17 protein-coding genes, 1 tRNA gene and 1 pseudogene are annotated in these 26,126 nt (G+C 68.2%); 9 read left to right on the top strand and 10 right to left on the bottom strand.

Features of this window, described 5'->3' with window-relative positions; all coding sequences use genetic code 11:
• Positions 1-113: 113 nt before the first annotated feature.
• A pseudogene (locus ACYZGB_RS17880) lies at positions 114-716 on the top strand (alpha-hydroxy acid oxidase); the annotation flags it as partial.
• A gap of 73 nt (positions 717-789) precedes the next feature.
• Positions 790-879 (top strand) — tRNA-Ser (locus ACYZGB_RS17875).
• A 91-nt stretch (positions 880-970) separates the two neighbouring features.
• Here the strand turns inward: ACYZGB_RS17875 and ACYZGB_RS17870 are convergent.
• Positions 971-2,119, bottom strand: coding sequence for a GGDEF domain-containing protein (locus ACYZGB_RS17870; RefSeq protein ID WP_462390221.1), 1,149 nt, complete (start codon positions 2,117-2,119; stop codon positions 971-973).
• 298 nt (positions 2,120-2,417) lie between these two features.
• Here ACYZGB_RS17870 and selD point away from each other — a divergent pair, with 298 nt between their 5' ends.
• Both selD and mnmH read left to right on the top strand, forming a co-directional pair.
• Positions 2,418-3,452: a selenide, water dikinase SelD gene (gene selD / locus ACYZGB_RS17865; RefSeq protein ID WP_462390219.1), complete on the top strand. Its 1,035-nt coding sequence runs from the start codon at positions 2,418-2,420 to the stop codon at positions 3,450-3,452.
• Positions 3,452-4,597: a tRNA 2-selenouridine(34) synthase MnmH gene (gene mnmH / locus ACYZGB_RS17860; protein WP_462390217.1), complete on the top strand. Its 1,146-nt coding sequence runs from the start codon at positions 3,452-3,454 to the stop codon at positions 4,595-4,597. The genes selD and mnmH overlap by 1 nt, the downstream gene beginning before the upstream one ends.
• Here the strand turns inward: mnmH and ACYZGB_RS17855 are convergent.
• From ACYZGB_RS17855 to ACYZGB_RS17835, 5 genes are all read right to left on the bottom strand, one after another.
• The gene (locus ACYZGB_RS17855; RefSeq protein ID WP_462390216.1) at positions 4,594-6,933 is read right to left on the bottom strand and encodes a CHASE2 domain-containing protein; all 2,340 of its coding nucleotides are present in this window, start codon (positions 6,931-6,933) and stop codon (positions 4,594-4,596) included. The two genes, mnmH and ACYZGB_RS17855, sit on opposite strands and share 4 nt — an antisense overlap.
• An 85-nt stretch (positions 6,934-7,018) precedes the next feature.
• The gene (locus ACYZGB_RS17850; protein ID WP_462390215.1) at positions 7,019-8,773 is read right to left on the bottom strand and encodes a FecR family protein; all 1,755 of its coding nucleotides are present in this window, start codon (positions 8,771-8,773) and stop codon (positions 7,019-7,021) included.
• Between the two features lie 76 nt (positions 8,774-8,849).
• On the bottom strand, positions 8,850-9,548 hold the full coding sequence (locus tag ACYZGB_RS17845; RefSeq protein ID WP_462390214.1) for a response regulator transcription factor: 699 nt from the start codon (positions 9,546-9,548) through the stop codon (positions 8,850-8,852).
• Between the two features lie 133 nt (positions 9,549-9,681).
• A complete protein-coding gene (locus tag ACYZGB_RS17840) occupies positions 9,682-10,749 on the bottom strand; it encodes a formylglycine-generating enzyme family protein (RefSeq protein ID WP_462390212.1) in 1,068 nt (355 codons plus the stop codon).
• On the bottom strand, positions 10,749-11,009 hold the full coding sequence (locus ACYZGB_RS17835; RefSeq protein WP_094291478.1) for a hypothetical protein: 261 nt from the start codon (positions 11,007-11,009) through the stop codon (positions 10,749-10,751). Before ACYZGB_RS17835 ends, ACYZGB_RS17840 begins: the two co-directional genes overlap by 1 nt.
• Before the next feature lie 166 nt (positions 11,010-11,175).
• Between ACYZGB_RS17835 and ACYZGB_RS17830 the strand changes: the two genes are divergently transcribed.
• Together ACYZGB_RS17830 and ACYZGB_RS17825 are read left to right on the top strand one after the other, a co-directional pair.
• A complete protein-coding gene (locus tag ACYZGB_RS17830) occupies positions 11,176-13,158 on the top strand; it encodes a CHASE2 domain-containing protein (protein WP_462390210.1) in 1,983 nt (660 codons plus the stop codon).
• Between the two features lie 33 nt (positions 13,159-13,191).
• Positions 13,192-16,599 (top strand): tetratricopeptide repeat protein, encoded by a 3,408-nt coding sequence (locus ACYZGB_RS17825; RefSeq protein WP_462390209.1) that lies wholly within the window; start codon positions 13,192-13,194, stop codon positions 16,597-16,599.
• A 90-nt stretch (positions 16,600-16,689) separates the two neighbouring features.
• Here the strand turns inward: ACYZGB_RS17825 and ACYZGB_RS17820 are convergent, their stop codons facing one another.
• A complete protein-coding gene (locus ACYZGB_RS17820; RefSeq protein ID WP_462390208.1) occupies positions 16,690-17,991 on the bottom strand; it encodes a tryptophan--tRNA ligase in 1,302 nt (433 codons plus the stop codon).
• Positions 17,992-18,031: 40 nt separating this feature from the next.
• On the bottom strand, positions 18,032-18,700 hold the full coding sequence (locus ACYZGB_RS17815) for a site-2 protease family protein (protein ID WP_462390206.1): 669 nt from the start codon (positions 18,698-18,700) through the stop codon (positions 18,032-18,034).
• A gap of 176 nt (positions 18,701-18,876) precedes the next feature.
• Between ACYZGB_RS17815 and ACYZGB_RS17810 the strand changes: the two genes are divergently transcribed.
• Positions 18,877-20,034: a methyl-accepting chemotaxis protein gene (locus ACYZGB_RS17810; protein ID WP_462390205.1), complete on the top strand. Its 1,158-nt coding sequence runs from the start codon at positions 18,877-18,879 to the stop codon at positions 20,032-20,034.
• Between the two features lie 203 nt (positions 20,035-20,237).
• Here ACYZGB_RS17810 and ACYZGB_RS17805 read toward each other — a convergent pair whose 3' ends face one another.
• Both ACYZGB_RS17805 and ACYZGB_RS17800 read right to left on the bottom strand, forming a co-directional pair.
• A complete protein-coding gene (locus ACYZGB_RS17805) occupies positions 20,238-20,873 on the bottom strand; it encodes an L-threonylcarbamoyladenylate synthase (RefSeq protein ID WP_462390203.1) in 636 nt (211 codons plus the stop codon).
• Positions 20,874-20,892: 19 nt separating this feature from the next.
• On the bottom strand, positions 20,893-21,759 hold the full coding sequence (locus tag ACYZGB_RS17800; RefSeq protein ID WP_462390202.1) for a 3',5'-nucleoside bisphosphate phosphatase: 867 nt from the start codon (positions 21,757-21,759) through the stop codon (positions 20,893-20,895).
• Positions 21,760-21,929: 170 nt separating this feature from the next.
• Between ACYZGB_RS17800 and ACYZGB_RS17795 the strand changes: the two genes are divergently transcribed.
• Positions 21,930-23,735, top strand: coding sequence for a methyl-accepting chemotaxis protein (locus ACYZGB_RS17795; protein WP_462390200.1), 1,806 nt, complete (start codon positions 21,930-21,932; stop codon positions 23,733-23,735).
• A 337-nt stretch (positions 23,736-24,072) separates the two neighbouring features.
• Complete coding sequence (locus ACYZGB_RS17790) at positions 24,073-25,833, top strand: methyl-accepting chemotaxis protein (RefSeq protein ID WP_462390199.1); 1,761 nt, start codon at positions 24,073-24,075, stop codon at positions 25,831-25,833.
• Positions 25,834-26,126 lie beyond the last annotated feature (293 nt).

Here is a 26,126-nt window from a genome sequence, read left to right as displayed (position 1 = left end):
TAAAAGACTTGGACAAGAAGCTCATGCGCTATATCCGCCACTACAACAAAGACCCCAAGCCCATCAAGTGGAAGCACGACGATCCGCAGCGCCGATACCGCCAATTTCAATGATTCAGTGGACTAGTGCGGCCACGCTGGGTGGCTGACACCTTTTTGCGCACGCTGCTGCGCCATGGCATGCCGCACTTCGAGAATTCGTTCGCCACGCGGGGCGCGCCCATCGTGTCGTCTTCGGTGCTGCGCGACTTCTCCGCGCGCGACCACCTCAGCTGGAACCATCTGGATGCCATCCGTCGCCGCTGGAAGGGGCCGTTGGTCGTCAAAGGGCTGCTCAGCGTGGAAGACGCAATGCAGGCCCGGAACCTGGGGGCCGACGGGGTGGTGCTGTCCAACCATGGCGGTCGCCAGCTCGACGGCGCCGTGTCCGCCATGCGCGTGCTGGAGGCCGTGGTGGCGGCGGTGGGGCCTGCCTTCCCGGTGCTCATCGATGGGGGCTTCCGGCGTGGCTCTGACGTGCTCAAGGCCATTGCGCTGGGCGCACGCATGGTGCTGGTGGGGCGCCCTTTCAACTACGCGGCCGCTGTGGCTGGGGAGGCCGGGGTGCAGCACGCCATCGGGCTGCTGCGCGACGAGGTGGACCGCAACCTCGCCATGCTGGGTGCCACAGCTTGCACTGACCTGGGGCCTGGGCACATCGTTCGCCGACACGGCTGAGGCCGACGGAACATGCGGGAGCCGCCTGTCTGAGCGCCGGAAAACCTTGCTATAATCGCAGCTTCGACTCACAGGAGAGGTGGCAGAGTGGTCGAATGTACCTGACTCGAAATCAGGCGTAGTGGCAACACTACCGTGGGTTCGAATCCCACCCTCTCCGCCAGTATCCAAAGGGTTTGCTGCTATGAAAATAGAAGCAAACCCTTTCTGGTTTCTGGGCCTCCTTGCCCACGCTTTCTCTTTCCAACCGTTCTTCAGCCGACCCGGACCTGGTTGCGGCCTTGTGCCATGGCCTCGTAGAGGGCGGCATCGGCGCGTGCGATCAGGGCGTCGACCGATTTGTCGCCCGGCGGTGCCGTGGTCACCCCGATGCTGACGGTGCAGTGCGGCAGGCCTGCGGCCTCCGGGGTGGCGTCGAGTGCTGCGCGTATGCGTTCGGCCACGGCCTGGGCGGCTGCGCTGTCGGTTTCTCGCAGCAGCACCATGAATTCCTCGCCCCCGTAGCGCCCGAGCCGGTCTGCCGATCGCAGGTGCGATTCGGCAAGCCGCACGAAGCGCGCAAGGACCTGGTCACCCGCCAGGTGCCCATGCGCGTCGTTGACGCGCTTGAAGTGGTCGATGTCCAGGATCAGCAGTGAGAATGGTTTTCCATAGCGGCTCCAGCGGGCCAGTTCGTCGGCACAGGCCGCCAGCACGGACCGGCGGCTGTGTGCCCCCGTCAGGGAGTCATGGGTGGCCAGGTACTCAAACTCTGCCCGCACACGCTCGCCGGCCATGAGCAAGACCCCGATGCTGACCAGCAGCACCGAGAAGCTGAGGGCGGCGATGTAGAGGGTCTGGACGAAGGACTGCGCGAAGCGCTGGGTGTCTGCCTGGTCCAGCCACAGGGTGGAGACGGCGCGGCAGACCAGCACTGCCGCTTGCCCCCACAGCACCATGGCCGTGAAGCGAGGGGCGAAGCCCTGGTTGCCATGGCGGCCCAGCAGGCGTGCATGTTCCGCCACGATGGCTGCCAAGGTGCCGCTGAAAACCAGGACGCGGATGCGGTAGTCGGGGTAGCCATGCATGAAGAAGGCAAGGACCAGCAAAACCAACGCGATCACCGCAGCCCAGCGGCGCCCTGACGATGGCAGGCCATACAGCCGCTCGCTCCCCAGCAGAAACAGCGTGACACCCACCAGCAGCAGTGCGTTGCCTGTCAGAGCCACGAGGGTGGGCGGGAGCACGCCGTCGAGTCCATAAAACAGGGTGGAGCTGGCGCACAGCAGGGGCGCAGCGCCCCACAGCCGCATGCCCCGGATCGACGCCGGGTAGCTGCGTCGCAGGCCCAGCAAGACCAGCCCCATCACGATGCCGATCAGGCCCGCCATGATGGTCAGGGAGCGAAGGTCAAGACTGAGCATGAATGAGGGGTGGTTCTGGCGAAATGGTGGGGTTGGAGGACGAAGGGTCAGCGAGGCACGACCATTGCCTGGGGCAGCCATGGAGCGCCATTGCACCGCTCTGGTGCAATTCTAGGGGGGCGGGTAGGGAGAGACTATGTCCCTGTTGGTATACCGCCCAGCAGCTTCAGCAGATTGCTCGTGGGCATGTGGAATGGGGCTGGCGTGTTGAGCCGCCGGGCCCTCACCGCCAGAATGGAGGGCTGCGCGGTTTGCGCCTGATGCCCGGAAAGAACCCTGTATGTCCTCAGAACTGCCCATGAACCCTTCCATTCGCCTGACCCAGTACAGCCATGGCGCAGGCTGCGGCTGCAAGATCAGTCCCCAGGTGCTGGACGTGATCCTGGCGGGAAGCGGGGCGCAGAACCTGGACCCCCGGCTGTGGGTGGGCAACACCTCGCGCGACGATGCGGCCGTGTATGCGCTGGATGGCGAGCGCGGGGTGGTGTCCACCACCGACTTCTTCATGCCCATCGTGGACGACCCCTTCGATTTCGGACGCATCGCGGCCACCAATGCCATCAGCGACATCTACGCCATGGGGGCGGACCCGCTGATGGCGATTGCCATCCTGGGCTGGCCGGTGAATGTCCTGCCGCCCGAGGTCGCACGCGAGGTGGTGCGCGGCGGGCGGGCCGTGTGCGATGCGGCGGGCATTCCGCTGGCGGGCGGGCATTCCATCGATGCGCCGGAGCCCATTTTTGGCCTGGCCGTGACCGGGGTGGTGGAGAAGCGCCACCTCAAGCGCAACGACACCGCCACGGTGGGCTGCCGCCTGTACCTGACCAAGCCCCTGGGCATTGGCATCCTGACCACGGCCGAGAAGAAAGCCCGGCTGCGCCCGCAGGACGTGGGTGTGGCGCGCGACCTGATGTGCACGCTGAACCAACCCGGCAGCCGGTTTGGCCGGCTCGCGGGGGTGAGGGCGATGACCGACGTGACGGGCTTTGGGCTGTTGGGGCACCTGGTCGAGATGGCCGATGGCAGCGGCCTGAGCGCCGAGATCGACTACGCCGCCGTGCCACGCCTGGCGGGGGTGGAGCACTACATGGACCAGGGCTGCGTGCCCGGCGGGACGTTGCGCAACTTCGACAGCTACGGCGCCAAGATTGCGCCGCTGACCGAAGAGCAGAAGCACCTGCTGTGCGACCCGCAGACCAGCGGCGGGCTCTTGGTGGCGGTGAGCCCCGAAGACGAGGGCGAGTTTCTGGCGGTGGCAAGCGGGCTGGGCCTGGCGCTGGCGCCTATTGGCCAGATGACGGAGCGGCGCGCCCTGGCCGTGGTGTTGCGCTGATGCTGGCCGCTTTGTCGGACTACCGGCACCTGTTCCTGAACGGTGTGCCCATGATGGATGTGCGTGCGCCGGTGGAGTTTGCGCAGGGCGCGTTCCCCGGGGTGGTCAACCGTCCGCTGATGGACGATGGCGAACGCCAGCAGGTGGGCACCTGCTACAAGCACAAGGGGCAGGACGCGGCGATCGCCTTGGGGCACCAGCTGGTGTCAGGTGCCACCAAACAGGCCCGCATCGCTGCCTGGGCACAGTTTGCGCAGGACCATCCGGGAGGCGTGCTGTATTGCTTTCGGGGCGGCCTGCGGTCCCAGATTGTTCAGCAGTGGCTGCATGCCGAAGCGGGCATCGACTACCCCCGCGTCCAGGGCGGCTACAAGGCCCTGCGCGGTTTTCTCATCGACACCCTGGATGCGGCCTCGGCGCAGTGCGGTTTTGTGGTGCTGGGCGGCCTCACCGGTACCGGCAAGACAGAGGTGATTGCGCAACTGGCCCAGGGGCTGGACCTGGAGGGGTTTGCCAACCACCGGGGCTCCAGCTTTGGCCAGCGCGTGAGTGGCCAGCCTTCGCAGATTGATTTCGAGAACCAGCTGGCCATCGACCTGCTCAAAAAGCGCGATCAGGGGCATGGGGCGTTTGTGGTCGAAGACGAGGGGCGGCATGTGGGCAGTTGCTCCGTGCCGCTGGCACTGCGGCAGCGGCTGGAGCAGGCCCCCATCGTGTGCCTGGACGACGGCTTTGATGCCCGGGTCGAACGCATCCTGCAGGACTATGTGGTGCAGCAATGCGCCGACTTTGTGGCCGCCCATGGCGAGGTGGTGGGCACCGATCTGTTTGCGGCCCGCTTGCTGGAAAGCCTGGACAAGCTCGCAAAGCGCCTGGGCGGCGACCGGCACCGGGCACTGCGCGCGACCATGCTGGAGGCACTGGCGCGGCAAAAGGACCACGCAGACCCCGCGCTGCACCGGGGCTGGATCGCCCTGCTGGTGCGCGAATACTACGACCCGATGTATTCCTACCAGCAACGCCAGCGGGCGGGCCGCATCGTGTTCCAGGGCGATCGACGGGCTGTGCTGGATTATTTGCGTGCATCTGCGTCCACCGCAGGCACGGCAGGCGCGGCAGCTTCAGCAGGCGGCAGGGTGGCTTAGCCGTCGCTGTCTTCTGGCCCGTGCTCGCTGCGGGGCAGCACCAGCCTGAACTCGGCGCCTCGCCCTGTGTCGCTGTCCACCTCCAGGCTGCCGCTGTGGCGCTGCACCACAGTAGACACCAGCGCCAGGCCCAGGCCCACGCCTTGCACGGCAGGGTGGCTGCGGTCGTGCAGCCTTTGGTAGGGCGTGAACAGCCTGTCCTGCAGTGCGGGGGCAATGCCAGGGCCCTGGTCGCGCACCGACACCACCCAGTGCGGGCCGCGTTCTGCGATGGCGCACGCCACCACGCCGCCCTCCGGGCTGAACTTGATGGCGTTGTTGATCACATTGGCCAGGGCGCGGCGCAGCAGGGCGCGGTCGCCCTTGCACGGGGCTACTTCGGGCGCTGCGGTAACACGCAGGTCCACCTGCCGGTCGCGGGCGAGGGCCCAGAGGTCGTCGGTGGTTTCCGCCAGCAGGGCGACCAGGTCCAGGGGCGCCATGTGGTACTCCTGTGCCTGCGCGCTGGCCAGCTGCACGAAGCTTTCGGCCATGCCCAGGGACGCCTGTGCATAGCGCTCGATGCGCCGCAGCAGTTCATCGCCCGCCATGCGGTCGGGGTAGGCGCGCTGCATCTCCAGCAGGGTCAGGATGGAGGCGTTGGGCGCGCGGATGTCGTGCGAGATGAAGTTCATGGCCTGGTCGCGCTGTTGCAGGGCGCGGCGCATGTCCGTCAGGTCCACCAGCGTGAGCAGCCAGCCTGCGTTGGCCAGGTCGGTGAAAGGCTTGCATTGCACCAGCAGGCTGCGGCCCTGTGCATCGGTGCCTTCGCTGTGTTCGGGCAGGGTTCTACGGTGTAAGTGCTCCCGCGTGATGAGCGGCTGGCGGCTGCCCGCATGTACCAGGTCGGCCAGCAGATCGACCACCGACTGGCCTTGCAGCGGGGCCTCTGCACCGCCGCCCAGGTGCTCGCGGGCCGCCTGGTTGGCCAGCAGGATCTGGCCCTCGGGGTCGCAGACGAGGCTGGGCGATGGCAGCTGCTGCAGGCTCTCGCTCACGAAATGGTGCAGGTCGCGCAACTGGCGCGACGCGCGCTCGACTGCATTGATGCGCCGCTCCAGAAAGTCGGCGGAGTCCCCGGGGCGCCTGCGCAGCCGCATCGACAGGCCCTGGCGCTGCAGGTTCTCCATTTCCAGCCGCAGAAAATGCGCCGCAGCGCTCAGGCGCCGCCAGCTCCACAGCGGGTAGGCCAGCACCAGCCCCAGCAGGGCAGCCGCCGGTGCGAACTGCAGGCCCGCCCACCAGGGCAGGCCAACGCTCAACAGCAGCGTGGCCAGGGCCAGCGCTGCGCTGGTCAGCAGCGCAGCCAGGGGGCCCATCAGCAGCAGAACAAGCAGTGCGGCTGCGACTGGGGCCAGATTGAACAGCGTATTGAGTGTTCGCGATGCGGGGGCAATCTGGTCGCCCGACAGGCGTGCATCCAGCACGTGGGCCACCACCTCCACCCCCGGCATCAGGCGCGACTGCTGGCTGACGGGGGTGGCAAACATATCGCCCAGCCCCGATGCGGCGGCGCCCACCAGTACGTATTTGCCCCGGAAGGCATCGGCGGGCACTGCACCGCGCAGCACGTCGATGTAGGAGTAGGTGGTGAATTGCGAGGGGCCGCCTGCGTAGGCGATCAAGGCATGGTCGGTGCGTTCCCAGGGGCCCGCATCAGCGGCGGGGGCTGCAGGGCGGGGGCAGGGGGCGGCGCCAGGTTGACGGGCCTGCGCCACACATTGCAGGGCCATGCTGAAGTGGTGCCAGGGCGCGGCGGCCGGGCCTTCGCGCAGGTACAGGCTGCGCACTACCCCGTCGCCATCGGGGGCTACATGCACATGGCCCAGGTCGGCGGCAGCCTGGGCAAATGCGGGCCAGGGCAAGTCGGTGGCGTTGCCGGTGGGGCCGTAGCCGCGCCGCAGTACGGGCAGCACCACCCGCCCGCTGCGCCGGATGGCGTCGGTGAGCAGCAGGTCGTCTTCGGGGTAGTCCAGGTCGGCTTCGTTGAACAACACGTCCATGCCGATCACATGCGGGTTCTGCGCCGAGATCCGCGTGATGAGTTCGGCATGCAGGGCCCGGCGCCAGGGCCAGCGGCCAATGGCGGCAATGCTGGGGTCGTCGATGGCCACGAGCACGATGTCTGGGTGCGGGGCGCGGGAAACCAGGCGCAGCCCGGCGTCCTGCACGAGGTGGTTCACCCGGCCCAGGCTGTCGGGCGTGCTGAGCCAGGCCACCAGCCCCAGCAGCACAATGGCCAGCACCGACCATTCCAGGCGGCGCCTGCGGCGGCGGCTGTGGGCAATGCTCAGCATGGGGCGTTTTCAGCGCCCGGGCGGGGCGCTGCAAAGGGGCATGTACCGCCCGTGTCCGCCAGGGCATAGCGGCTGCAATGCGCGCTCAAGGGCGCCCCACCGGCGCTCCGCTGGAGGTGGACACCGGCAGCCCGGCGCCAGTGCGGATGCCTGTGCCCACGCGGATCTTGCGGGGCCGCGAGAACTCGCTTTCCAGGCCACTGGGATCCAGCACCTGGATGCGCACCAGGTACTCGCCTGCGGGCAGGTTGCTGCCGGTCCAGCTGGGGGCGTCCAGCACGGTGTCCCGGGCGGGCTGGGCAAAAGCCGTATCGGAGGCGGTGGACAGCTGCAGCCGGAAGCGCTGGCCCGGCTGGGCCGGCCAGTGCAGGCGCACCGTGGGTTCGCCGTCGTCGGCCTGCAAGGCCTGCAGCGACAGCGTGGCCGGGCGCTCTGCCACGGTGAAGGGTTGTGGCGGGGCAAACGGGCCCTGGTCGGCCTGGCCGCCCGGCAACTGCTGAACGCTGGCCATGCGCCAGAAGTAGTTGCCCACGGGCAGGGCGCCAATGGGCAGGCGGCATTCGTCCAGGCGCTGTTCGTCGCGCAGGGGCTTGGTGAACTTCGCATCGGCGGCCACCTGCACGCGGTACCAGCGCACGCCAGGCACCTCGGTGCAGCGCAGTTCGGCCGCGCCGCTGGGCACCACGGCGCCGGGCGCGGGGGACTGGTGCAGCGGTGCCACGGGCCGGGTCTTGATGGTGAAGGGCTGCACGGCGGGCTGGCCTGCAATCCCGGCATCGTCCACGGCCCGCACGGCCAGGTAGTAGCGGCCATCTTCGAGCGCTTTCCAGCGCAGGCGCCCATCGGCAAAGCTGCCATGGCGCAGCACCTGGGTGAGTGCTTCGTCCTGCGCCACCTGGGCCAGGTAGCGTGTTGCGCCCGGTGTGGTGGGCAGGTCAATGGCCAGCAGGCTGGCATCGCCCAGCATGGCGGGCATGCCCGAGGTGTCGGGCGGGGGCAGCAGGGGGCGGGCAGCGCCCACGGTGCCATCGGTGGCCACGGCCAGGCCCTGGCCCGGCGCCAGCAAGGCGGTGGGGGCGGTCAGGGATGCGGCAGGGTGGCTGTCGGTGTCGCGCCGGGACTGCACCGCCACCGAGCCGTTGAGCACCGAGGCCGTGGTCTGGCCCGATTCCGCCATCGCCACGCTGAAGTGGGTGCCTCGCACGCTGGTCACGGCCAGCGGGGTGCGGATCTCGAACCGGCGCAGGGGCTCTGTACTGGGGGGCACGGTCGATTCCACGCCACCCTTGTGCATCTCCAGCACCGACTGCACGCTGCCCGCGCGGCCACGGCGGCGCAGCTGCCGCAGCTGCAACTCGGACTGCGCCTGTACCCGGACCACGGTGCCATCGGCGAGCTTGACGGTCACAAAGGATTCCGGGCCCACCTGCAGCGCCGTGCCTTCCTCCAGCTTGCTACCGGGGCTGACAGGGGCAGGCGCATCACCGGCCCTCGCCTGTGCCGTGACGGCACCCTGCACAAATTGCACCGTGGCCGACTCGCTGGGCTGCAGCCGCACCGGGATCCAGATCACCGAGCCCGGCTGCAGGCGCCGTGGATCGGCCACCTTGTTGCGGGCCTGCAGCTGCTGCCATTGCCGGGGCGCGGCCAGGTAGTCCCGGGCCAGGCCTTCCAGGGTGTCCCCCTCCTTGACGATGTGGGCCACCTCGTCGCCCAGGGGGGCGGGCGGGCTGGCCTGTGCTCCCCGGGCTGCAAGGCCTGTGAGGGCCACCAGGGCCACCAGGGCCAGCGCAGCGGCAGTGCAGGGGGTCCAGCGGATGTGCGGGATGGCGGGGGTCAAGTCATATCTCCTTCATGTGGCCCGGAACAGGCGGGGCCGCTTGTGGCGGGGCCTGCGGGGTTCTTTCATGCCTGGTTCAGTCCTTGCGCTGGGCTTCGACAGCTTCAAAACGGTAGCCTACGCCATACACCGCCGTGACAATGAAGCCATTGGCAGGGCGCAGGTCCAGCAGGGTGCGCAGGCGCGAGATGTGGGTGTCCAGCGAGCGCGACATGACATCTGCCACCTGGCCCCAGACGATTTCCTTGAGGTGGTCACGCGACAGCAACCGGCCCATGTTCTGGAACAGGAACAGCGCGAGGTCGTATTCGCGGTTCTTGAGTTCCACGGGCACACCGTCCATTTCGATGGCGCGGGTTTCGGGCAGAAACCGGTAGCGGCCAAACTCCAGCACGCTGGCTGCGTTGTCGGGGTAGGCACGACGCAGCAGCGCGGCCACGCGGGCATTGAGTTCGCCGATGCGCACGGGCTTGACCATGAAGTCGTCGGCCCCGCTCGCCAGGCCTTCGACGATGTCGCGTTCTTCCTGCCGGTTGGTCACAAACAGGATGGGCAGCTGCGCCGCCACGTTCTTGCGCACCCAGCGCACCACCTCCGGCCCGGTGGTGTCGGGCAGGTGCCAGTCCACGATCAGCAGGTCGAAGGTTTCGCGGCGCAGCGTGCGCAGCAACTCGGCGCCTGTCAGGTGTGTGTGGCAGACATGGCCCATCGCCTCCGTGGCCTGCTTGATCAGATCCAGCTGAAGCGCATCGTCGTCCAGAGCGGCTATGCGCATGGTGTCCCCCATCGAAATCGAAGCCGGGAATTATTCGTGATATCCCGCGCCTGGCCTAGCGGCCTGGTGCGGGTGTGCGGGTGGTTTGACATTTGTTAACCCTTTGTTGTGTGTGGCAGACGCAGGGGCACCATCAGGGCGATGGCGGCCGGGGTGCTGCCAACGGGGCAATCTCGCGCACCAGCCGCATGCCGACCAGCGGATACCGCGTCTGTGGCGTGTTCCAGTTGCGAAAGCCGCAGCGTGCGTAGAACGACCAGGTGTGCCACGAGCCGCCCCGGCGCACGCGCACACCGCCCTCGGCCGGGCCCTGTGGATCGGTGCCTGGCGATGTGGCGTAGTAATGGTCGTCGTGCCAGTCCGCCACCCATTCCCATGCATTGCCCAGCATGTCATGCAGGCCAAAAGCGTTGGGGGCATAGCTGCCCACGGGGGCGGTAAAGGCATGGCCGTCGCTGCCCGCCAGCGCATGCTGGCGCCAGCGTGGCCACAGGGGGGCGGCGTCCTGGTCAAAAGTGTTGGCCACCCGCACCAGGCCCTGTGGATCGTCGCCATGGGGGTAGAGGGTGCGGGTGCCCGCGCGGCAGGCGTATTCCCACTCGGCCTCGGTGGGCAGTCGGTAGCGGTGGCCTTCGGTGCGGCCCAGCCAGTGGGCCAGGGCCTGGGCGTCGTTCCAGGTGATGTTGACGACCGGGTGGTTCGGGCCCTGCGCAAACCCGGGGTTGCGCCATGAGTACCGGGGCAAGCGGCCCTCGAACGCGTCGCCGCGCTGGGTGGTGGCCGGGTCGTACTGGGGGTTGTAGCCATAGCCCCCCGTGCCGTCGGCTTCGGACTCAGGCTGGTAGCCCGAGGCTTCGATAAACCGCTGGAACTGTCCCACCGTGACCTCGTGCTGGCCCAGGTAGAGCGCGCGGCGGACATGCACTTCATGGCCGGGCGCTTCATCGATCAGGTCGGTGAAGCGCTTTTTCTCCAGCTGCGGGTAGGTCTGGGCCAGCATCTCCACCGGGGGCACGCCCCCCATCCAGAACCGGCCCGCAGGCACCTGCACAAACACCATGCCCAGGCTGTTGACCCAGGTGGGGGGCGCCGGGGGCTCCAGGCGAGGTGCGTGCTGGCACCCCGCCAGCAGCGCGGCCAGGGCCAGCAGGGCCCCGCCGATGCCCCTGGGGCGGATGGGTGCAAGGCAGGCAGGGGGCATCAAGGTTTGTCGGGCAGTTCGCTCACGCACTCAAACACCAGGCGCGAGCCGTCGTTGCGCAGCAGCTTGGCGTGCAGCGCCAGGCGCTGGCATTCGCGACTGGCGGTGGCGTAGGCCTGGGAGGTGTCCGGGCCGTACACCGGCACGCTGAAGGTGCGGTCCCGTCCCGAGGCCATGGGCCCGGAGGGGTGGTGGGGCTGGGTGGCATTGCAACCGGCCAGCAGGGCCAGCACAGAGACCGAGGCAAACAGCAGTTTCATAGGGTTCTCCAGATCAGTCCAGGCGCCCAGTTTAAGGGCCGGGTGCAAGAAAGCGCCCGCTTGGCACGTTTGCGTGTATCCCCGCTGTGCACGGGGCGGGGGACGCACTACAGTGTGCTCACCATGCTGGGCGGCATCGTGTGGCGCCAGCAAAAGAGGGGGCGGGATGGCAGGCACGCAATCACCGGTCACACAAGACGCCTGGCGCGCTTGGGCGCTGCGGGTGCTGTGGGCGCTGGGCCTGCTGGTCCTGCTGCAGGCGCTGCCGGTGTGGGCCCCGCTGCAGCGGCTGGAATACGACCTGCTGGCCAGCCTCACAGCCCCGGTGCGGCCCGATGTGGGCGTGCTGGTGGTGGGGCTCGATGAGCCCAGTCTGGCCGCGCTGAACATGAGCCCGCCCCTGCCGCGCCGCCTGCATGCGCAACTGGTAGACGCCGCATCGGCCGCAGGCGCCGCCGCGCTGGGCATCGACCTGCTGTTTGCCGCACCCCAGACGCCCGAGGACGACGCGGTCCTGGCCCAGGCGCTGCAAGGGCGTTTGCCCGTGGTGCTGGCTGCCGCCGAGGTGGTGGTGCCCAGCTCGCAGGTGGCGCAGTACCGGCAGACCGTGCCCTCCGTGTTCCCCGATGCCCGGTTTGGAAGTGTGGCCGTCGAGCCGGATGGCGATGGCGTGCTGCGCCGCGCCCCGGGGCACGATGCAGCGCTGTGGCGTGTGCTGGCCCAGGCCGCAGGGCGTGTGGTCACCCCGCCCCCCGAGGGCGCGCTGCTGCGCTACTACGCGCCCGAGCTGCCTTTGCCCTACGCCCACTACACCCAGGCGCTGGAGCCCGCGCGCATGCTGGCCCCAGGCGCCCTCCAGGGCCGATTGCTGCTGCTGGGGCAGAACACGCCGTTGGACGGCGTGGACCAGTTCGCCACCCCCTTGCATGTGCTGGGGGCGGGCACCCAGTCGGGTGTGCTGGTGCATGCCACGGCGCTGATCAACGGGCTGGCGGGCGACTGGATCCGGCCCGCACACCCCCTGGGGCCGTTCTTGCAGGCCGTGCTGGCGGTAGGCGTGGTGGCGGCGCTCACACGCCGCTGGCGCGGGGCGCGGGCCGCGTGGCTCAGCGTCGTGCTGGCGCTGCTGGCCGTGGCGGGCGGGTGGTGGGCCCTGGTGGCAGGCCTGTGGTGGAGCGCGCTGCCAACACTGGCAGGCCTGGCGCTGCATTTCAATGTGGGGGCGGCTGACAGCTATTGGCGCGAGCACCGCCGCCGCGAGCAACTGCGCGCCGACTTTGCCCGCTATGTGCCACCCGCCGTGGTCGATGCGTTGGTGGCCGAAGGCGCGGCCCCAGCCCTGCAGGGCGAGCGCCGCGTGCTGACCCTGCTGTTCTCCGACCTGGCCGGTTTCACGGCCGCCAGCGAGCGCCTGCCGCCCGAGGCCGTGGCCCAGGCCCTCAACGCTTATTTCTCTCGCATGACCCACACCGTGCACCAGCATGGCGGCACGCTCGACAAGTTCATTGGCGATGCCGTCATGGCCTTCTGGAATGCGCCCCTGCCCGAGCCTGCCCACACAGTGCGGGCGCTGGCCTGCGCCCAGGCCATGCAGGCCGAGATGGTGGCCTTGCGCGCGCAGTGGGCGGGCACACCGTTTGCGCAGGTGCAGCTGCGCATCGGCCTGCACACGGGCGAGGCGGCGGTGGGGCATCTGGGCTCGCACGAACGCTTCACCTACACCGCCGTGGGTGACGCGGTGAACACCGCCGCGCGGCTCGAAGGGGCCAACAAGGCCTTTGGCTCCGGCATCCTGCTCTCCGGCGCCACGCGCGCGGCCCTGCCTGCCGGGGCCCCGGAGCACGCGCACCTGCTCTGGCTCGACACCGTGGTGCTGGCCGGGCGCAGCACCGGGCTGGATGTGTACACCCCGTGCGACGACGCCACGCTGGTGGCCACCAGCCAGGCGCTGCACCACCACCTGCAGGCCGCCGAGTGGGTTGCGGCTCTGGCCTGCTGCGCCCAATGGCAGGCCTGCGCGCACCGCCAGGCGCCGCAGTGGGCGCTGCACGCCGAGCAGCTCCACGCCCGGGTGCTGGCCCTGGCCAATGCCGCCGCGCAGACACCGGCCACGCCACCGTCTTTTGATGCCCGTGCGCTCGATAAATAGAAGACTCCGAACCTCACGATGAAAGGCCACACCATGCCATCCCATCGCCGCTTCTTCCGTTGGACCCGTCTGGGCCTCGCGCTCGGTGCGATGGGCAGTGCCACCGCCTGGGCCCAATGCGCAGGCGGTGCGCCCGCGCCCGGCGCGTCTGCAGCGCAGATCGTGGCGCTGGCGGGCCAGGGCCAGACCCGCGCGCCTGGTGTGGAGCCCTGGTCGCCCGCCGCGCTGGCGCAGCAGCTCGGGGCCGGAGCCGACATGCGCACGCTGGCGCTGTCGTCCGCCGCCCTGCTGCTGGCCGACCGCACCCAGATCCGCATGTCGGCCAGCGCCCAGGTGCGGCTGTGCGAGTCGCAGCCCCAGCGCACCCTTCTGGAGCTCGCCGCCGGGCGCCTGTGGGCCCGCACCAAGAAAACCCCGGCCACCCTGCAGCTGCAAACCCCCGCCGCCCTGGCCGTGGTGCGCGGCACCGACTGGGACGTGGAGGTGGATGCGGCCGGGCGCACCACGCTCACCGTGCTCTCGGGGCGGGTGGAGCTGTCCAACGCCCAGGGCAGCGTGCAGCTGGGCCCGGCCGAGCAGGGCTTTGTGGAGCCGGGGCGGGCGCCGGTCAAACGCGTCTTGGTCAACCCCCGCGAGCGCGTGCAGTGGGTGGCGGCCTACCCCACGGACACCTCACGCTGGGCCGAGTTCCAGCGCCCCGACATCCCGCCCGCGCTGGCCGATCTGCGTGCAGCGCTGCAGGCAGGCCAATGGAGCGCTGCGCTGGCCCAACTGCAACAGATGGCAGCGCGGGGCGACGCAGGCGCCGTGGTGCACCTGGTACTGGCCGACCTGGACCTGCGAAATGGCCAGATGGACGCCGCCCAGGCCCGCCTGGCCGCCGCCTGGCCGCGCACACAAGATCCGCGCATCGCCGCCCGCCGCGCTGAGCTGCTGATGGCTCTGGACCGCCCCGTCGAGGCCCGCGCCTGGCTGGACACCACCCGCGCTGCCGCCCCCGCCGCGCCCGAGCTGTTGCTGGCCGATGCCGACTGGCACCGCCTGGAGGGCCGGGGCGACGCCGCCCTGGCCCTGTACCGCCAGGCGGCCGACGCTGCACCCGCAGGTACGGCGCAGCAGGCCGCCGCGCTGTGGGGCCTGGGCCGGGCCCTGCAGGAGCGGGGTGACCTGCATGCCGCCCGCACCACCCTGGCGCGCGCCGTGGCGCTGGCGCCCGACCACGCCGCCTACCGTGCCGAGCTGGCCACGGCCGACACCGAGGCACTGCGGCTGGCCGACGCACGCACCGGCTTTGACGCCGCCCTGGCACTGGCGGGCGACGACTACACCAGCCTGGCCGGCGCGGGCCTGCTGGCGCTGCAGCGGGGCGATGCCGAGGGCGCGCGCACCCAGTTGCTCAAGGCGCTGGTGATCGAGCCCCGCTACGCCCGCGCCCAGGTGTGGCTGGCCGTGGCCGAGTACCGGCTGGGCGAGCTGGCGGCGGCCCTGGATTCGCTGGACCGCGCCCGCCTGGCCGATCCCAACGACCCGCTGCCTTGGCAGATCGAAGCCATCCTGCGCAACGACAGCGGCCAGCCCGAGGCCGCCATGGCCGCTGCGCGCCAGGCGCTGGTGCGGCTGCCCGCCCTCAAGTCGCTGAACCCGCTGGTGTCCGACAGCCAGGGCTCTGCCAACCTGGGCAAGGCGCTGGGCGACTTCGGGCTGGAGCACTGGGCGCGCGCCTATGCGCAGCAGTCGTACTACCCGCTCTGGGCGGGCAGCCATTTCTTCATGGCCAATCGGCACGAGAGCGACTACAGCCGCAATTCCGAGCTGTACCAGGGCTACCTGGCCGACCCGCTGGCGCTGGGCCTGGGCGAACGGCAGGTGCCCGTGTTGCCCACCGAGGGCCACGAAACCGTGTGGACCGCCAGCGCCGAACACAACCCGGTGCATTCGGCCCTGGTGGGCGCGGTGACCTTGCGCGGGTTGGACGCCAGCGTGGTGCCCATGGCCTGGCTGGCCCGCGCCACCGGGCTGCGCATGTGGCCCCGGGGCGGGTCGGGCTCGTACTGGATGACAGCACCCATGGCCACGCTGGGCTGGGGCGTGCGGCCCACCGACCAGCTGGGTGTGTTTGTGGTGCACGACCAGGGCTGGGACCGTGTGGGCTACCCGGGCGGGCTGGACCTGGGGCCTGCGCGCTTTGATGGCGTGGCGCGCACCCACGCCACGCGCACCGATGCCGGTGGGGCCTGGCGCTGGTCGGCCGACGCGCAGACCTGGCTCAAGGTCCACCATGTGCGCAGCACCAACACCCGCGTGCTCGACTTCGACGCCTGGGGCCCGCAGAACTCGCGGGTGCAGGACGGCATGGACGGCGTGATGCTGCGGCATGTGGTGCAACTGCCCGGGCAGCGGCTCAGCGCCGGGTGGGAAAACGTCCGCGCCCAGGCACGCTCCGGGCTGTACGACCCTGGCGCGCCCTGGGAGGCGTCGGACGGCACCACCACCGCACGTTTTGACATGCCCTGGATCACCTCCGAATGGCAGCACGGCGCCTGGGCGTGGGAGGCGGGGGCCGCCTGGCCGCGCTTGCATGCCCGGTACGTGAGCCGTTACTTCAGCCAGATCACCAACGAAGACTTTTTTGCGCCCAGCATCACCGAGGGCGGCCACAACCGGCGGCTGCGGCCCCGGGCGGGGCTGTCCTACCGCATCGGGCCGGGCCGGGCGCTGCACGCGGCCTACATCGAAAGCATGCACGCACCCGCATCCCACACCCTGGCGCCTGTGGCGGTGGGGGCCATCGCCATCGACCACCAGTACCAGCGCCTGGGCAGCCTGGCGCGCAAACGGGCCGTGCAGCTGGATTGGGAGATCGACGCGCGCACCTTTGCCTGGGGCGTGCTCAGCAGCCAGTCCATCACCAACCCCACGTTTGCCGATGGCAGCCTGCTGGTGCCCAACCTGGGCAGTTCGGTGTCAGACCGGGCGGGTGTGCTGGCCCCCGTGGGTGCGTCCGGGCAGGTGGTGATCGATGCCTACAACGGCAACCCCTACTTCAGCCAGGGCCGCCTGCACCAGGCGGGCGCCGCGCTGAACAGGGTGCTGACCCCGCATTGGAGCGTGCTGGGCAGCTACACCTGGGCCCAGTCGCGCAACACCGGCGCACAACACGCGGGCAAGCTGCTGCCGGGCGTGCCGCAGCACACAGGGGTGCTGGCCAATGTCTGGCGGCATGGCGCGCGCGACCTGACGCTGGCGTCGCTGGTCTACCGGGGCTCGCGGTTCGCCGACGAGGCCAACACCCAACCCCAGGGCGCGGGCTGGAGCTTCAACCTCGTACTGTTTCGCGAATCGGCGGACCGCCGCTGGGCGTGGGCGGGCACGCTGCAGACACCGCTGCATGGCACCGTGCGCCCCACGCTGTGGACCAGCCTGCGTTACCGCATGGATTGAGACCAGTTTTATGGGCTTTTTAGGCCCTCTGCGTGCGACCATCAAGCGTTTTAAGCTATCAAATAGATAGCATTCATGTGTGCCAGATGCTCAGGCTGCAGCCTCTGCATGCGCGGCCAGCGCAGCCAGTGCTGCTGCCACATCGGCATCTGCCACGCCATCCACAGGCGACCGCTGCCCCGCCAGCGCGCCCAGCCCTTCGCGCTGCAGGCGGGCGATGGCCTGGCCTGCGTCCTTGGGCGCGTCAAAACCCGTGCTTTGCAGCAGCAGGCGGCCATCGGCGTCCACCAGCTTGAAGTAGAACTTGCCGTCGGCCTCGCGGTACTGCTTGAACGTGGGCAAAGCGGCCTTGGCGGCCTTCGCTGGCTTGGCGGTGGTGCTGGCCTGCGCCAGGCTGCGCAGGCCCACGGCCGAGCGCAGTTCGCGGATGAACGGCGTGGCCAACGCGCGGGCGCGCTCGGCACCGGCCAGCAGCGTGGTTTCGATGCGGGCGGGGTTGTTCATCAGGTCTTCGTACTTGGCACGCATGGGCGCAATCACCTGGTCCACGCGCTCAAACAGCACCTGCTTGGCATCGCCCCAGGCGATGCCGTCGGCGTAGGCCTTGCGCAGCGCATTGGTTTCGTCGGCAGTGGCAAAGGCCTGGTAGATCTGGAACAGTGCCGAACCCTCGACCTCCTTGGCCTGGCCGGGCGCGCGCGAGTCGGTCAGGATGGAGCCGATCAGTTTCTTGAGCTGCTCGCGCGAGCTGAACAGCGGGATGGTGTTGTCGTAGCTCTTGCTCATCTTGCGCCCGTCCAGGCCGGGCAGCGTGGCCACATGGTCGTCAATCGCCGCCTCGGGCAGCACAAAGTGCTCGCCATACAGGTGGTTGAAGCTGGCCGCCATGTCGCGCGCCATCTCGATGTGCTGGATCTGGTCGCGGCCCACGGGCACCTTGTGCGCCTTGAACATCAGGATGTCGGCGCCCATGAGCACGGGGTACATGAACAGGCCCGCCGTCACGCCGTCGTCCTGCTCGCGCCCGGCGGCCGTGTTCTTGTCCACGCTGGCCTTGTAGGCGTGGGCGCGGTTGAGCACGCCCTTGCCCGTCACGCAGGTCAGCAGCCAGGTCAGCTCGGGGATCTCGGGGATGTCGGACTGGCGGTAGAAAGTGACCTTCTCGGGGTCCAGGCCCGCCGCCAGCCAGCTGGCCGCGATCTCCAGCGTGGAGCGCTGGATGCGCACCGGGTCCTCGCACTTGATGAGGGCGTGGTAGTCGGCCAGGAAGTAGAAGCTTTGCACGCCAGGCTGCAGGCTGGCCGCCACGGAGGGGCGGATCGAACCCACAAAGTTGCCCAGGTGGGGCGTGCCCGTGGTGGTGATGCCGGTGAGAAAACGCGTGGTGTTCATGGGAACAAAATCAGCTGGAAAAGAGAAGGAAAAAGGACGTTCAGCGCAGCAGGGCAGTGAGTGGCGTGAGCAGCAGGTTGATGGCGCTGTAGCCCAGCGCCATCAGCGGGCGCAGCCAGAGGGCGCCCACCACGCCTGCAATCACCAGGCCCATCACGATGAAAAAGCCCCAGGGCTCGATGCGCGACACCATGTGCGCCTGCTTCCAGGGCAACAGCCCCACCAGGATGCGCCCGCCGTCGAGTGGGGGCAGCGGAAACAGGTTGAAGGCCCACATCACCAGGTTGACCATCACACCCGCGCGGGCCATCTCGATGAAGAAGCGCTCTTCCACGCCAGAGCCCACCAGCGCCACCAGCAGCACGGCCCAGCCGATGGCCTGGACGAAGTTGGATGCCGGCCCCGCCAGCGCCACCCAGACCATGTGCTGCTTGGGCTTGCGCAGGTTGCCGAAGTTGACCGGCACCGGCTTGGCGTAGCCGAACAGGAACGCCCCCGAAGTCGCAAAGTACAGCAGCAGCGGCATCAGGATGGTGCCCACCGGGTCGATGTGCTTGAGGGGGTTGAGTGTGATGCGCCCCATCATGAACGCGGTGTTGTCGCCAAAGTGGCGCGCCGCGTAGCCATGGGCTGCCTCGTGCACGGTGATGGCAAACAGCACCGGCAGGGCGTAGATCAGAACGGTTTGGATGAGATTGGATGTGTCCACCCGGGGGATTGTCTCAGACCGCCTGCTGCCCCGCGGTCCCGCAGGCGGCGGGTTGGGCGATTGTGGGTTGTACGTACGCGGGAGGCATGCCCGGCTGGGCGATCATTGCAGGTTGCGGGCCCACGCCGGGTGTGCCCCTCAAAAATCACTACAACAGTTCTAGAGAGACGACGCGCATGTTGAACCATCTGAAGATCGGAACACGCCTGACGCTGGCGTTTGGTGGCATTGGCCTGGTGGTGCTGCTGTTGATGGCCATGGTGCTGTCGGGCATTGGCGGGGCGCAGCAGGCCCTGCAGGGCGGTGCGGTGGGCGCACAGCAGGTGCAGGCCGCGCAGGCCCACCTGGGCAGCGTGCGGGCCTGGGCCATTGGCTGCAGCGTGGTGGTGTTCGTGCTGGCGCTGCTGGCTGTGGTCAGCCTGCGCGCGGGCATTGTGGCGCCGCTGAACCAGGCCATCCTGATCGCCGAAACCGTGGCCTCGGGCGACCTGAGCCAGGAGTTCAGCTCCGAGCTGCAGGGCGACTTTGGCCGCCTGCTGGGCGCGCTGGGCACCATGGAAGACACGCTGACCGATCTGGTCTCGCGCATCAAGCAGGACGCCGACGCGATCAGCGCCTCGGCCGCCGACATCGACCACGGCAACACCGATCTCTCGCGCCGCGCCGAAGACCAGGTGTCATCCCTCACCCAGACGGCCGCCAGCATGGAGCAGCTCACGGCCACCGTGCGCCAGAACGCCGAGCGCGCCCATTCGGCCAGCGGCCTGGCCGTCAAGGCCTCGGCCATTGCCGAGCAGGGCGGCACCGTGGTGGGCGAGGTGGTGCAGACCATGCAGGCCATTAGCGGCAGCTCGCGCAAGATCGTGGACATCATCCAGGTCATCGAGGGCATCGCCTTCCAGACCAACATCCTGGCGCTGAACGCCGCTGTGGAGGCCGCGCGCGCGGGTGAGCAGGGCCGGGGTTTTGCCGTGGTGGCCAGCGAGGTGCGCAACCTGGCCCAGCGCAGCGCGGTGGCCGCGCGCGAGATCAAGGCGCTGATCAGCGCATCCGTCGAGCAGGTCGAAAGCGGCGCGGGCCAGGTGGGCCAGGCCGGCAAGACCATGGAAGAAATCGTTGGCGCCGTGGGTCAGGTGAGCGCCTTGCTGGGCGAAATCTCCGTGGCCCTGCGCGAGCAGAGCGAGGCCATCACCCACGTGAACCAGGCCGTGGCCCACATGGACGGCACGACCCAGGACACGGCGGCGCTGGTGCAGAGCGCCGTGGCCACCGCATCCTCATTGACCGCTCAGGCGCGCGATCTGGAGCAGGCCGTGGGCGCGTTCAAGTTGTAGCCCCCTGAGCGGCTGCGCCGCTTCCCCCTCAGGGGGACGCCACCAGTGGCCTGGCAAAGTCAGCTCCACGGTGGCGCTGGCCTTGCGCAGCGCCAGATGTGGGCGCTGCAACATGAACGATGGAGATACGCTTTTTGACAAGCGCTTTGGCTGATCCTCAAGATCGCTCCGACTGGGCACGGGCGGGCCACCGGAGGTCCGTTTTACAACCCCAGCGCCTGCAGGCTGCCGCGCCCTTCGCGCACCACCTCGGGGTCGCCACCGGCGCCCATGGGGGTCAGGTCCACCACCGTGGTGGGCTCCAGCGGGCAGGCGCCTGCATCCACGATGGCGTCCAGCAGCTTTTCATACCGCGCGCGGATTTCCTGCGGGTCGTTCAGTGGCTCTGTTTCGCCTGCCGGGATCAGCGTGGTGGCCAGCAGGGGCGCGCCGTGCAGCTCCAGCAGCAGTTGCAGGCCCTTGCGGTCGGGCACACGCAGGCCGATGGTCTTGCGCGAGGGGTGGCTCACGCGGCGCGGCACTTCCTTGGTGGCTTCGAGGATGAAGGTGTAGGGCCCGGGCGTGCCCAGCTTGAGCAGGCGGTACTGGCGGTTGTCCACCCGCGCGTAGTTGGCCAGCTCTGACAGATCACGGCACAACAGGGTGAGGTGGTGCTTCTCGTCCACCTGGCGGATGCGGCGCAGGCGGTCCACGGCGTCCTTGTCGTCCAGGTGGCAGACCAGCGCGTAGCTGGAGTCGGTGGGCACGGCCAGGATGCCGCCCTTTTGCAGCAGCACCGCGCCTTGCTTGAGCAGGCGTGGCTGCGGGTTGTCGGGGTGGACTTCGAAATACTGGGCCATGGGCGTGGGGTGAGGCTGTTCAGACTGGAGGCAGCTGGATACGGTGGGCCAGCAGCTCCCACACGGGGGTGAGCTGGCCCGGCAGCAGGGGCAGCGTGCCCAGGTCGGTGTGGGATTCGTCGGGGCTGTGGAAGTCGCTGCCGCGCGAGGCGGCCAGGTCGAATTCCTGCGCCATGGCGGCGTAGGTCACGTATTCGGCGGCGCTGTGGCTGCCGGTCACCACCTCCACGCCGCGCCCGCCGTGCTGCTTGAACTCGGAGAACAGCGCGTACTCCTCGTTGGCCGTGAACTTGTAGCGTGCCGGGTGGGCAATCACTGCCATGCCACCCGCCTCGGTGATCCAGCGCACCGCATCGCCCAGGCTGGCCCAGCGGTGGGGCACATAGCCGGGTTTGCCTTCGATGAGGTACTTGCGGAATACCTCGGAGGTGTCTTTGCACACGCCACTTTCCACCAGGAAACGCGCGAAGTGCGTGCGCGAGATCAGGTCAGGGTTGCCCACAAACTGCAACGCGCCTTCGTAGGCACCGTGGATGCCCACCTGCGCCAGCTGTGCCGCCATGTCCTGGGCGCGTTCACTGCGCCCGCCACGGGTGGCGGCCAGGCCCTGGGCCAGCTGGGCGTCGTCGGGGTCGAAACCCAGGCCGACGATGTGCACGGTGGTGTCGGCAAAGGTGACCGAAATTTCGGTGCCGGTGAGGTAGGCCATGCCCTGCGCATGGGCGGCAACGGCGGCGCGGTGCTGGCCGCCAACTTCGTCGTGGTCCGTCAACGCCCACAGCTCGACACCGTTGGCTTTGGCCCGCGCGGCCAGGTCTTCGGGGGTCAGGGTTCCGTCGGAGACGACAGAGTGGCAGTGCAGGTCGGCATTGAGTATGGGGGTCACCGGGCACATTTTAGGGCTTGTACCGATACGCCGCTTGCTCAACTCCGCAACACTGCCAGCACGGTCAACAGGATCGAAAAAACTATTCAAGCTCCATCAGTGTTGCGCAGGCCTCGTTAGGATACGCTGACGGCAGCCCGCCAATTCTTGGCATATATGAAGGGACACCTATGAAATTGAACGATCTGCGAGTGGCGCACAAGTTGTGGGGCGTGATCCTCTGTTTGCCGGTACTGTTGCTGGTGGAATTCGTTGGGACTCAGATTTATATAGAGCGGGTGATGAATGACACCGAAGCGGCCATAGATCAGTATGACTCCGCTATCGTCACGGCTGTCAACTGGCGCGGACTGGCCGAGGTGGCGGTCACGATGTCGATGGCCAGTTTTGTGACCAGCGACCAGGCGCTCAAGGCCGACTTTGACACCCGGGTGGCTGCGCTCACGGCGCGCATCACCCCGATTCAAGAAAAGATCAACAAGTCCGCCACTTCGGCCGATGAAAAGACCGCTCTGGCCGCTGTGGCGGCCGCGCGGGCCGATGTGCGGGGCCAGACCGACAAGCTCAAGGAGCTCATCGATGCCGGAGATGTTGCCGCCAAACAGGCTTACTTGGCCAACGTATACCGCCCCAAGATCGTGGCCTACCTGGAGTCGATCGACAAATTTGTGGTTGTGCAAGAGCGCCTGCGCGCAGCTGCGTTACAAGTGTCGCACGCAACGCGCGACAAATTGGTGATAGTGGAACTGATTCCTGCCGCTTTTTTGGTCGTGATAGGCATGCTGTTGGCGACCGGGCTTGTGCGCTCCATCATGCGCCCGCTGGAGCGGGCTGTTGCGTTGGCCCAATCCATCTCAGCGGGCGACCTCACGCAGGACATCCATGACGACCGCAAGGACGAGTTGGGTGTGCTTACGCGGGCCCTATCGGCCATGTCGGCGCGGTTGCGTGCGGTGGTGGGTGAAGTTCGAACAGGGGTGAACTCGGTGTCGTCGGCGTCGGTGGAGATCGCCAACGGCAACCACGACCTGTCGGCGCGCACCGAGCAGACGGCCTCGAACCTGGAAGAAACTGCAGCCAGCATGGAACAGCTCACGGCCACGGTGAGCCAGTCGGCCGACACGGCGCGCCAGGCCAACCAGCTCGCAGGCACGGCCGCCCAGGCTGCAGCCCGGGGCGGCGAAGTGGTGGGCCAGGTGGTCAGCAGCATGCAGCAGATCACCGACAGCAGCAAAAAGATCAGCGACATCATCGGCACCATCGACGGCATTGCGTTCCAAACCAACATCCTGGCGCTGAACGCAGCGGTGGAAGCCGCCCGTGCGGGCGAACAAGGCCGAGGCTTTGCGGTGGTGGCCAGCGAAGTGCGCAGCCTGGCCCAGCGCAGCGCCGAGGCGGCCAAAGAGATCAAAAACCTGATCAGCGCCAGCGTGCAAAACGTGGAATCGGGCTCGGCCCAGGTAGCGCAGGCCGGTCAAAGCATGGAAGAGATCGTTGCCAGCGTGCAGCGCGTGAGCGACCTGATCGGAGAGATCACGGCATCGTCGACCGAGCAGCGCGACGGCATCGCCCAGGTCAACCAGGCGGTGACGCACCTCGATCAGATGACCCAGCAGAACGCAGCGCTGGTGGAGGAATCGACGGCGGCCGCCGCGTCGATGCGCGACCAGGCACAGCGGCTGGCAGAGGTGGTGTCGGTGTTCAACGTGGGCGCGGTGGCGGCGCGGGCCCCGGCAGCGGCGCCCCGGGCGGCACCAGCGCCTGCGCACCGGCCCGCTCCTGCGGCAGCGCGGGTGGGCGGCATCGGTAGCAAACCTGCATCCGCAGCCACCGCCAAGGCTCCGGTGACCGCCCGGCTGGCGGGCAAGGCGCCTGCCGCCCCCAAGGTTGCACCCGCGCCCTCTGCTGCGTCCTCCCCCGCACCGACCCCCCGTGCAGCAGCAGGTGGCAATGACGACGAATGGGAGAGCTTCTGACACGGCCCAGCCCTTGTCGCGCAGTTACTCCTGAATTGATAGCTATCAAGGCAATGGGGTAGCGCGGACGAGGCCATTTTTCTTCAAATTTCTGCTCCCTTGGGTGGCCTCTTTGCGTGGCGCTGCCCGGCGGGGGCGCAGGGCCTGGTGTTCGCGGCTTTTTCGTTCGCGCATTTCTGGCGATTTCTGGATGCGGGTATTTCCCGGTGGGGTGCGGGCCCAGCAGCGTGCCGGGCTGGCGTAGGCTATGGCCTGTCATTGATGTAATCGAATGTTTCCTTTGCGGCATGCGCAGAACATGAGAGAGACATCACCGGTCCACGAGGAACTACCAACCATGCAATTCGACAATATCCGCGTCTCCCGCAAGCTCTGGGGCGCCTTCCTGGGTCTGATGATCGGCATGATGCTGCTCTCGGGCTTTGCGCAGAACCGTGCAAACACATCCATGTCTTCGGCCATCGATGCCGTGGTCGAGATCGAAGCCCGCATCTCGTCGGCCGTGCGCTGGCGTGGCGCCACCGAAACCGCCGTCACCATGGTCATGGGCGGCGCGGTGACCACCGACTCGGTGCTGGCCGAGCAATACGGCGCCAAGGTCAAGGAAATCATCGGCAACATCAACAAGGTGCAGGAGAAGATCGTTGCGTCTGCCACCGCGCCCGAAGAAAAAGCCGCGCTCGACAAGGTGCTGGATGCGCGCAAGGCCGTGCTGGCCGCCACCGCCAAGACCTGGGAGCTGAAGGGCGCAGGAGACGCCGTGGCTACCCAGCGATATGCGGACGACGAGTTTGCCCCCCTGGTCACCAAGTACCTCAAGGCGCAGGACGACTTTGTTTCCACGTTGGAAAAGCGTCGCGACGTGATCCGGGCTGACGCCACGGCACGGCGAGTGGAGTACGCGGTCTGGGGCGCGGTTACTTCGTTGATCCTTATGGCGGTGGGCCTGTTCCTGGCCTGGAAGCTGGTGCACTCCATCACCGTACCGCTCGGCCAGGCGGTCGAGACCATCGACGCCATTGCAGCCGGTGACCTGACGCGGGATCTGCAATCCACCCGCAAGGACGAATTCGGCCACATGCTGCGCTCGCTGTCGGTCATGTCGGCGCGGCTGCGCACGGTGGTGAGCGAGGTGCGCCACGGGGTGGACTCGGTGTCCACGGCGTCCATTGAGATAGCCAACGGCAATCACGACCTGTCGGCGCGCACCGAGCAGACGGCCTCGAACCTGGAAGAAACTGCAGCCAGCATGGAACAGCTCACGGCCACGGTGAGCCAGTCGGCCGACACGGCGCGCCAGGCCAACCAGCTCGCAGGCACCGCCGCCCAGGCTGCAACCCGGGGCGGCGAAGTGGTGGGGCAGGTGGTCAGCAGCATGCAGCAGATCACCGACAGCAGCAAAAAGATCAGCGACATCATCGGCACCATCGACGGCATTGCGTTCCAAACCAACATCCTGGCGCTGAACGCAGCGGTGGAAGCCGCCCGTGCGGGCGAACAAGGCCGTGGCTTTGCGGTGGTGGCCAGCGAAGTGCGCAGCCTGGCCCAGCGCAGCGCCGAGGCGGCCAAAGAGATCAAAAACCTGATCAGCGCCAGCGTGCAAAACGTGGAATCGGGCTCGGCCCAGGTAGCGCAGGCCGGTCAAAGCATGAAAGAGATCGTTGCCAGCGTGCAGCGCGTGAGCGACCTGATCGGAGAGATCACGGCATCATCGACCGAGCAGCGCGACGGCATCGCCCAGGTCAACCAGGCGGTGACGCACCTGGACCAGATGACGCAGCAGAACGCAGCGCTGGTGGAGGAATCGACGGCGGCCGCCGCGTCGATGCGCGACCAGGCACAGCGGCTGGCAGAGGTGGTGTCGGTGTTCAACGTGGGTGCGGTGGCGGCGCGGGCCCCGGTGGCGGCGCCCCGGGCAGCACCTGCGCCCCGGCCCGTCGCGGCCAAAGCTGCGGCCGGTGCTCCTCGTGTGGCGTCGGCAGCAGCCAAAGCACCAACGCCAGCGCCTGCACGCCTGCCCGCCGCCAAAGCCCCCGTCCCTGCACCTGCCAGCAAGGCTGCGGCGCAGGGAGGCGATGACGATTGGGAGAGTTTCTAAATCGATAGCTGCCAGCGTATGACTATCAAGCGCAGGCGGCTATTTGGATGATCGGCCAGCCGACCGGTTGGACAGCAAGGCAGCTTTGGCTGCCTTTTTGTTTCGGTGTACTACGCAAGGATCTCTCCAATTCCCTTGGTCAACATCCGCCTCGCGCGGCGCGATCCCGAAAAATGCCCCATCAGGTTTCTGTAATTGGGGAAGGGCGGTGAGCCAGTCACGCGGATCTGTAAACGGTGCGAACGGCTCTGGCTAAGGGTCGGTTCAACAAAGATGAAGTCTGTTTTGACTCC

It is taken from the genome of Acidovorax sp. Q11 (assembly GCF_054950075.1).
The sequence above is the reverse complement of the archived record's forward strand: the minus strand, read 5'-3'. Positions and strand labels throughout refer to the sequence as shown.

Coding starts and splice junctions, on each gene's coding strand:
- ACYZGB_RS17840 (WP_462390212.1), bottom strand. CDS start 10,749: ATGCCCCCTGCCTGCCTTGCACCCATCCGCCCCAGGGGCATCGGCGGG.
- ACYZGB_RS17795 (WP_462390200.1), top strand. CDS start 21,930: ATGAAATTGAACGATCTGCGAGTGGCGCACAAGTTGTGGGGCGTGATC.
- ACYZGB_RS17825 (WP_462390209.1), top strand. CDS start 13,192: ATGCCATCCCATCGCCGCTTCTTCCGTTGGACCCGTCTGGGCCTCGCG.
- selD (WP_462390219.1), top strand. CDS start 2,418: ATGAACCCTTCCATTCGCCTGACCCAGTACAGCCATGGCGCAGGCTGC.
- ACYZGB_RS17835 (WP_094291478.1), bottom strand. CDS start 11,009: ATGAAACTGCTGTTTGCCTCGGTCTCTGTGCTGGCCCTGCTGGCCGGT.
- ACYZGB_RS17790 (WP_462390199.1), top strand. CDS start 24,073: ATGCAATTCGACAATATCCGCGTCTCCCGCAAGCTCTGGGGCGCCTTC.
- ACYZGB_RS17805 (WP_462390203.1), bottom strand. CDS start 20,873: ATGGCCCAGTATTTCGAAGTCCACCCCGACAACCCGCAGCCACGCCTG.
- ACYZGB_RS17855 (WP_462390216.1), bottom strand. CDS start 6,933: ATGCTGAGCATTGCCCACAGCCGCCGCCGCAGGCGCCGCCTGGAATGG.
- ACYZGB_RS17820 (WP_462390208.1), bottom strand. CDS start 17,991: ATGAACACCACGCGTTTTCTCACCGGCATCACCACCACGGGCACGCCC.
- ACYZGB_RS17830 (WP_462390210.1), top strand. CDS start 11,176: ATGGCAGGCACGCAATCACCGGTCACACAAGACGCCTGGCGCGCTTGG.
- ACYZGB_RS17870 (WP_462390221.1), bottom strand. CDS start 2,119: ATGCTCAGTCTTGACCTTCGCTCCCTGACCATCATGGCGGGCCTGATC.
- mnmH (WP_462390217.1), top strand. CDS start 3,452: ATGCTGGCCGCTTTGTCGGACTACCGGCACCTGTTCCTGAACGGTGTG.
- ACYZGB_RS17810 (WP_462390205.1), top strand. CDS start 18,877: ATGTTGAACCATCTGAAGATCGGAACACGCCTGACGCTGGCGTTTGGT.
- ACYZGB_RS17845 (WP_462390214.1), bottom strand. CDS start 9,548: ATGCGCATAGCCGCTCTGGACGACGATGCGCTTCAGCTGGATCTGATC.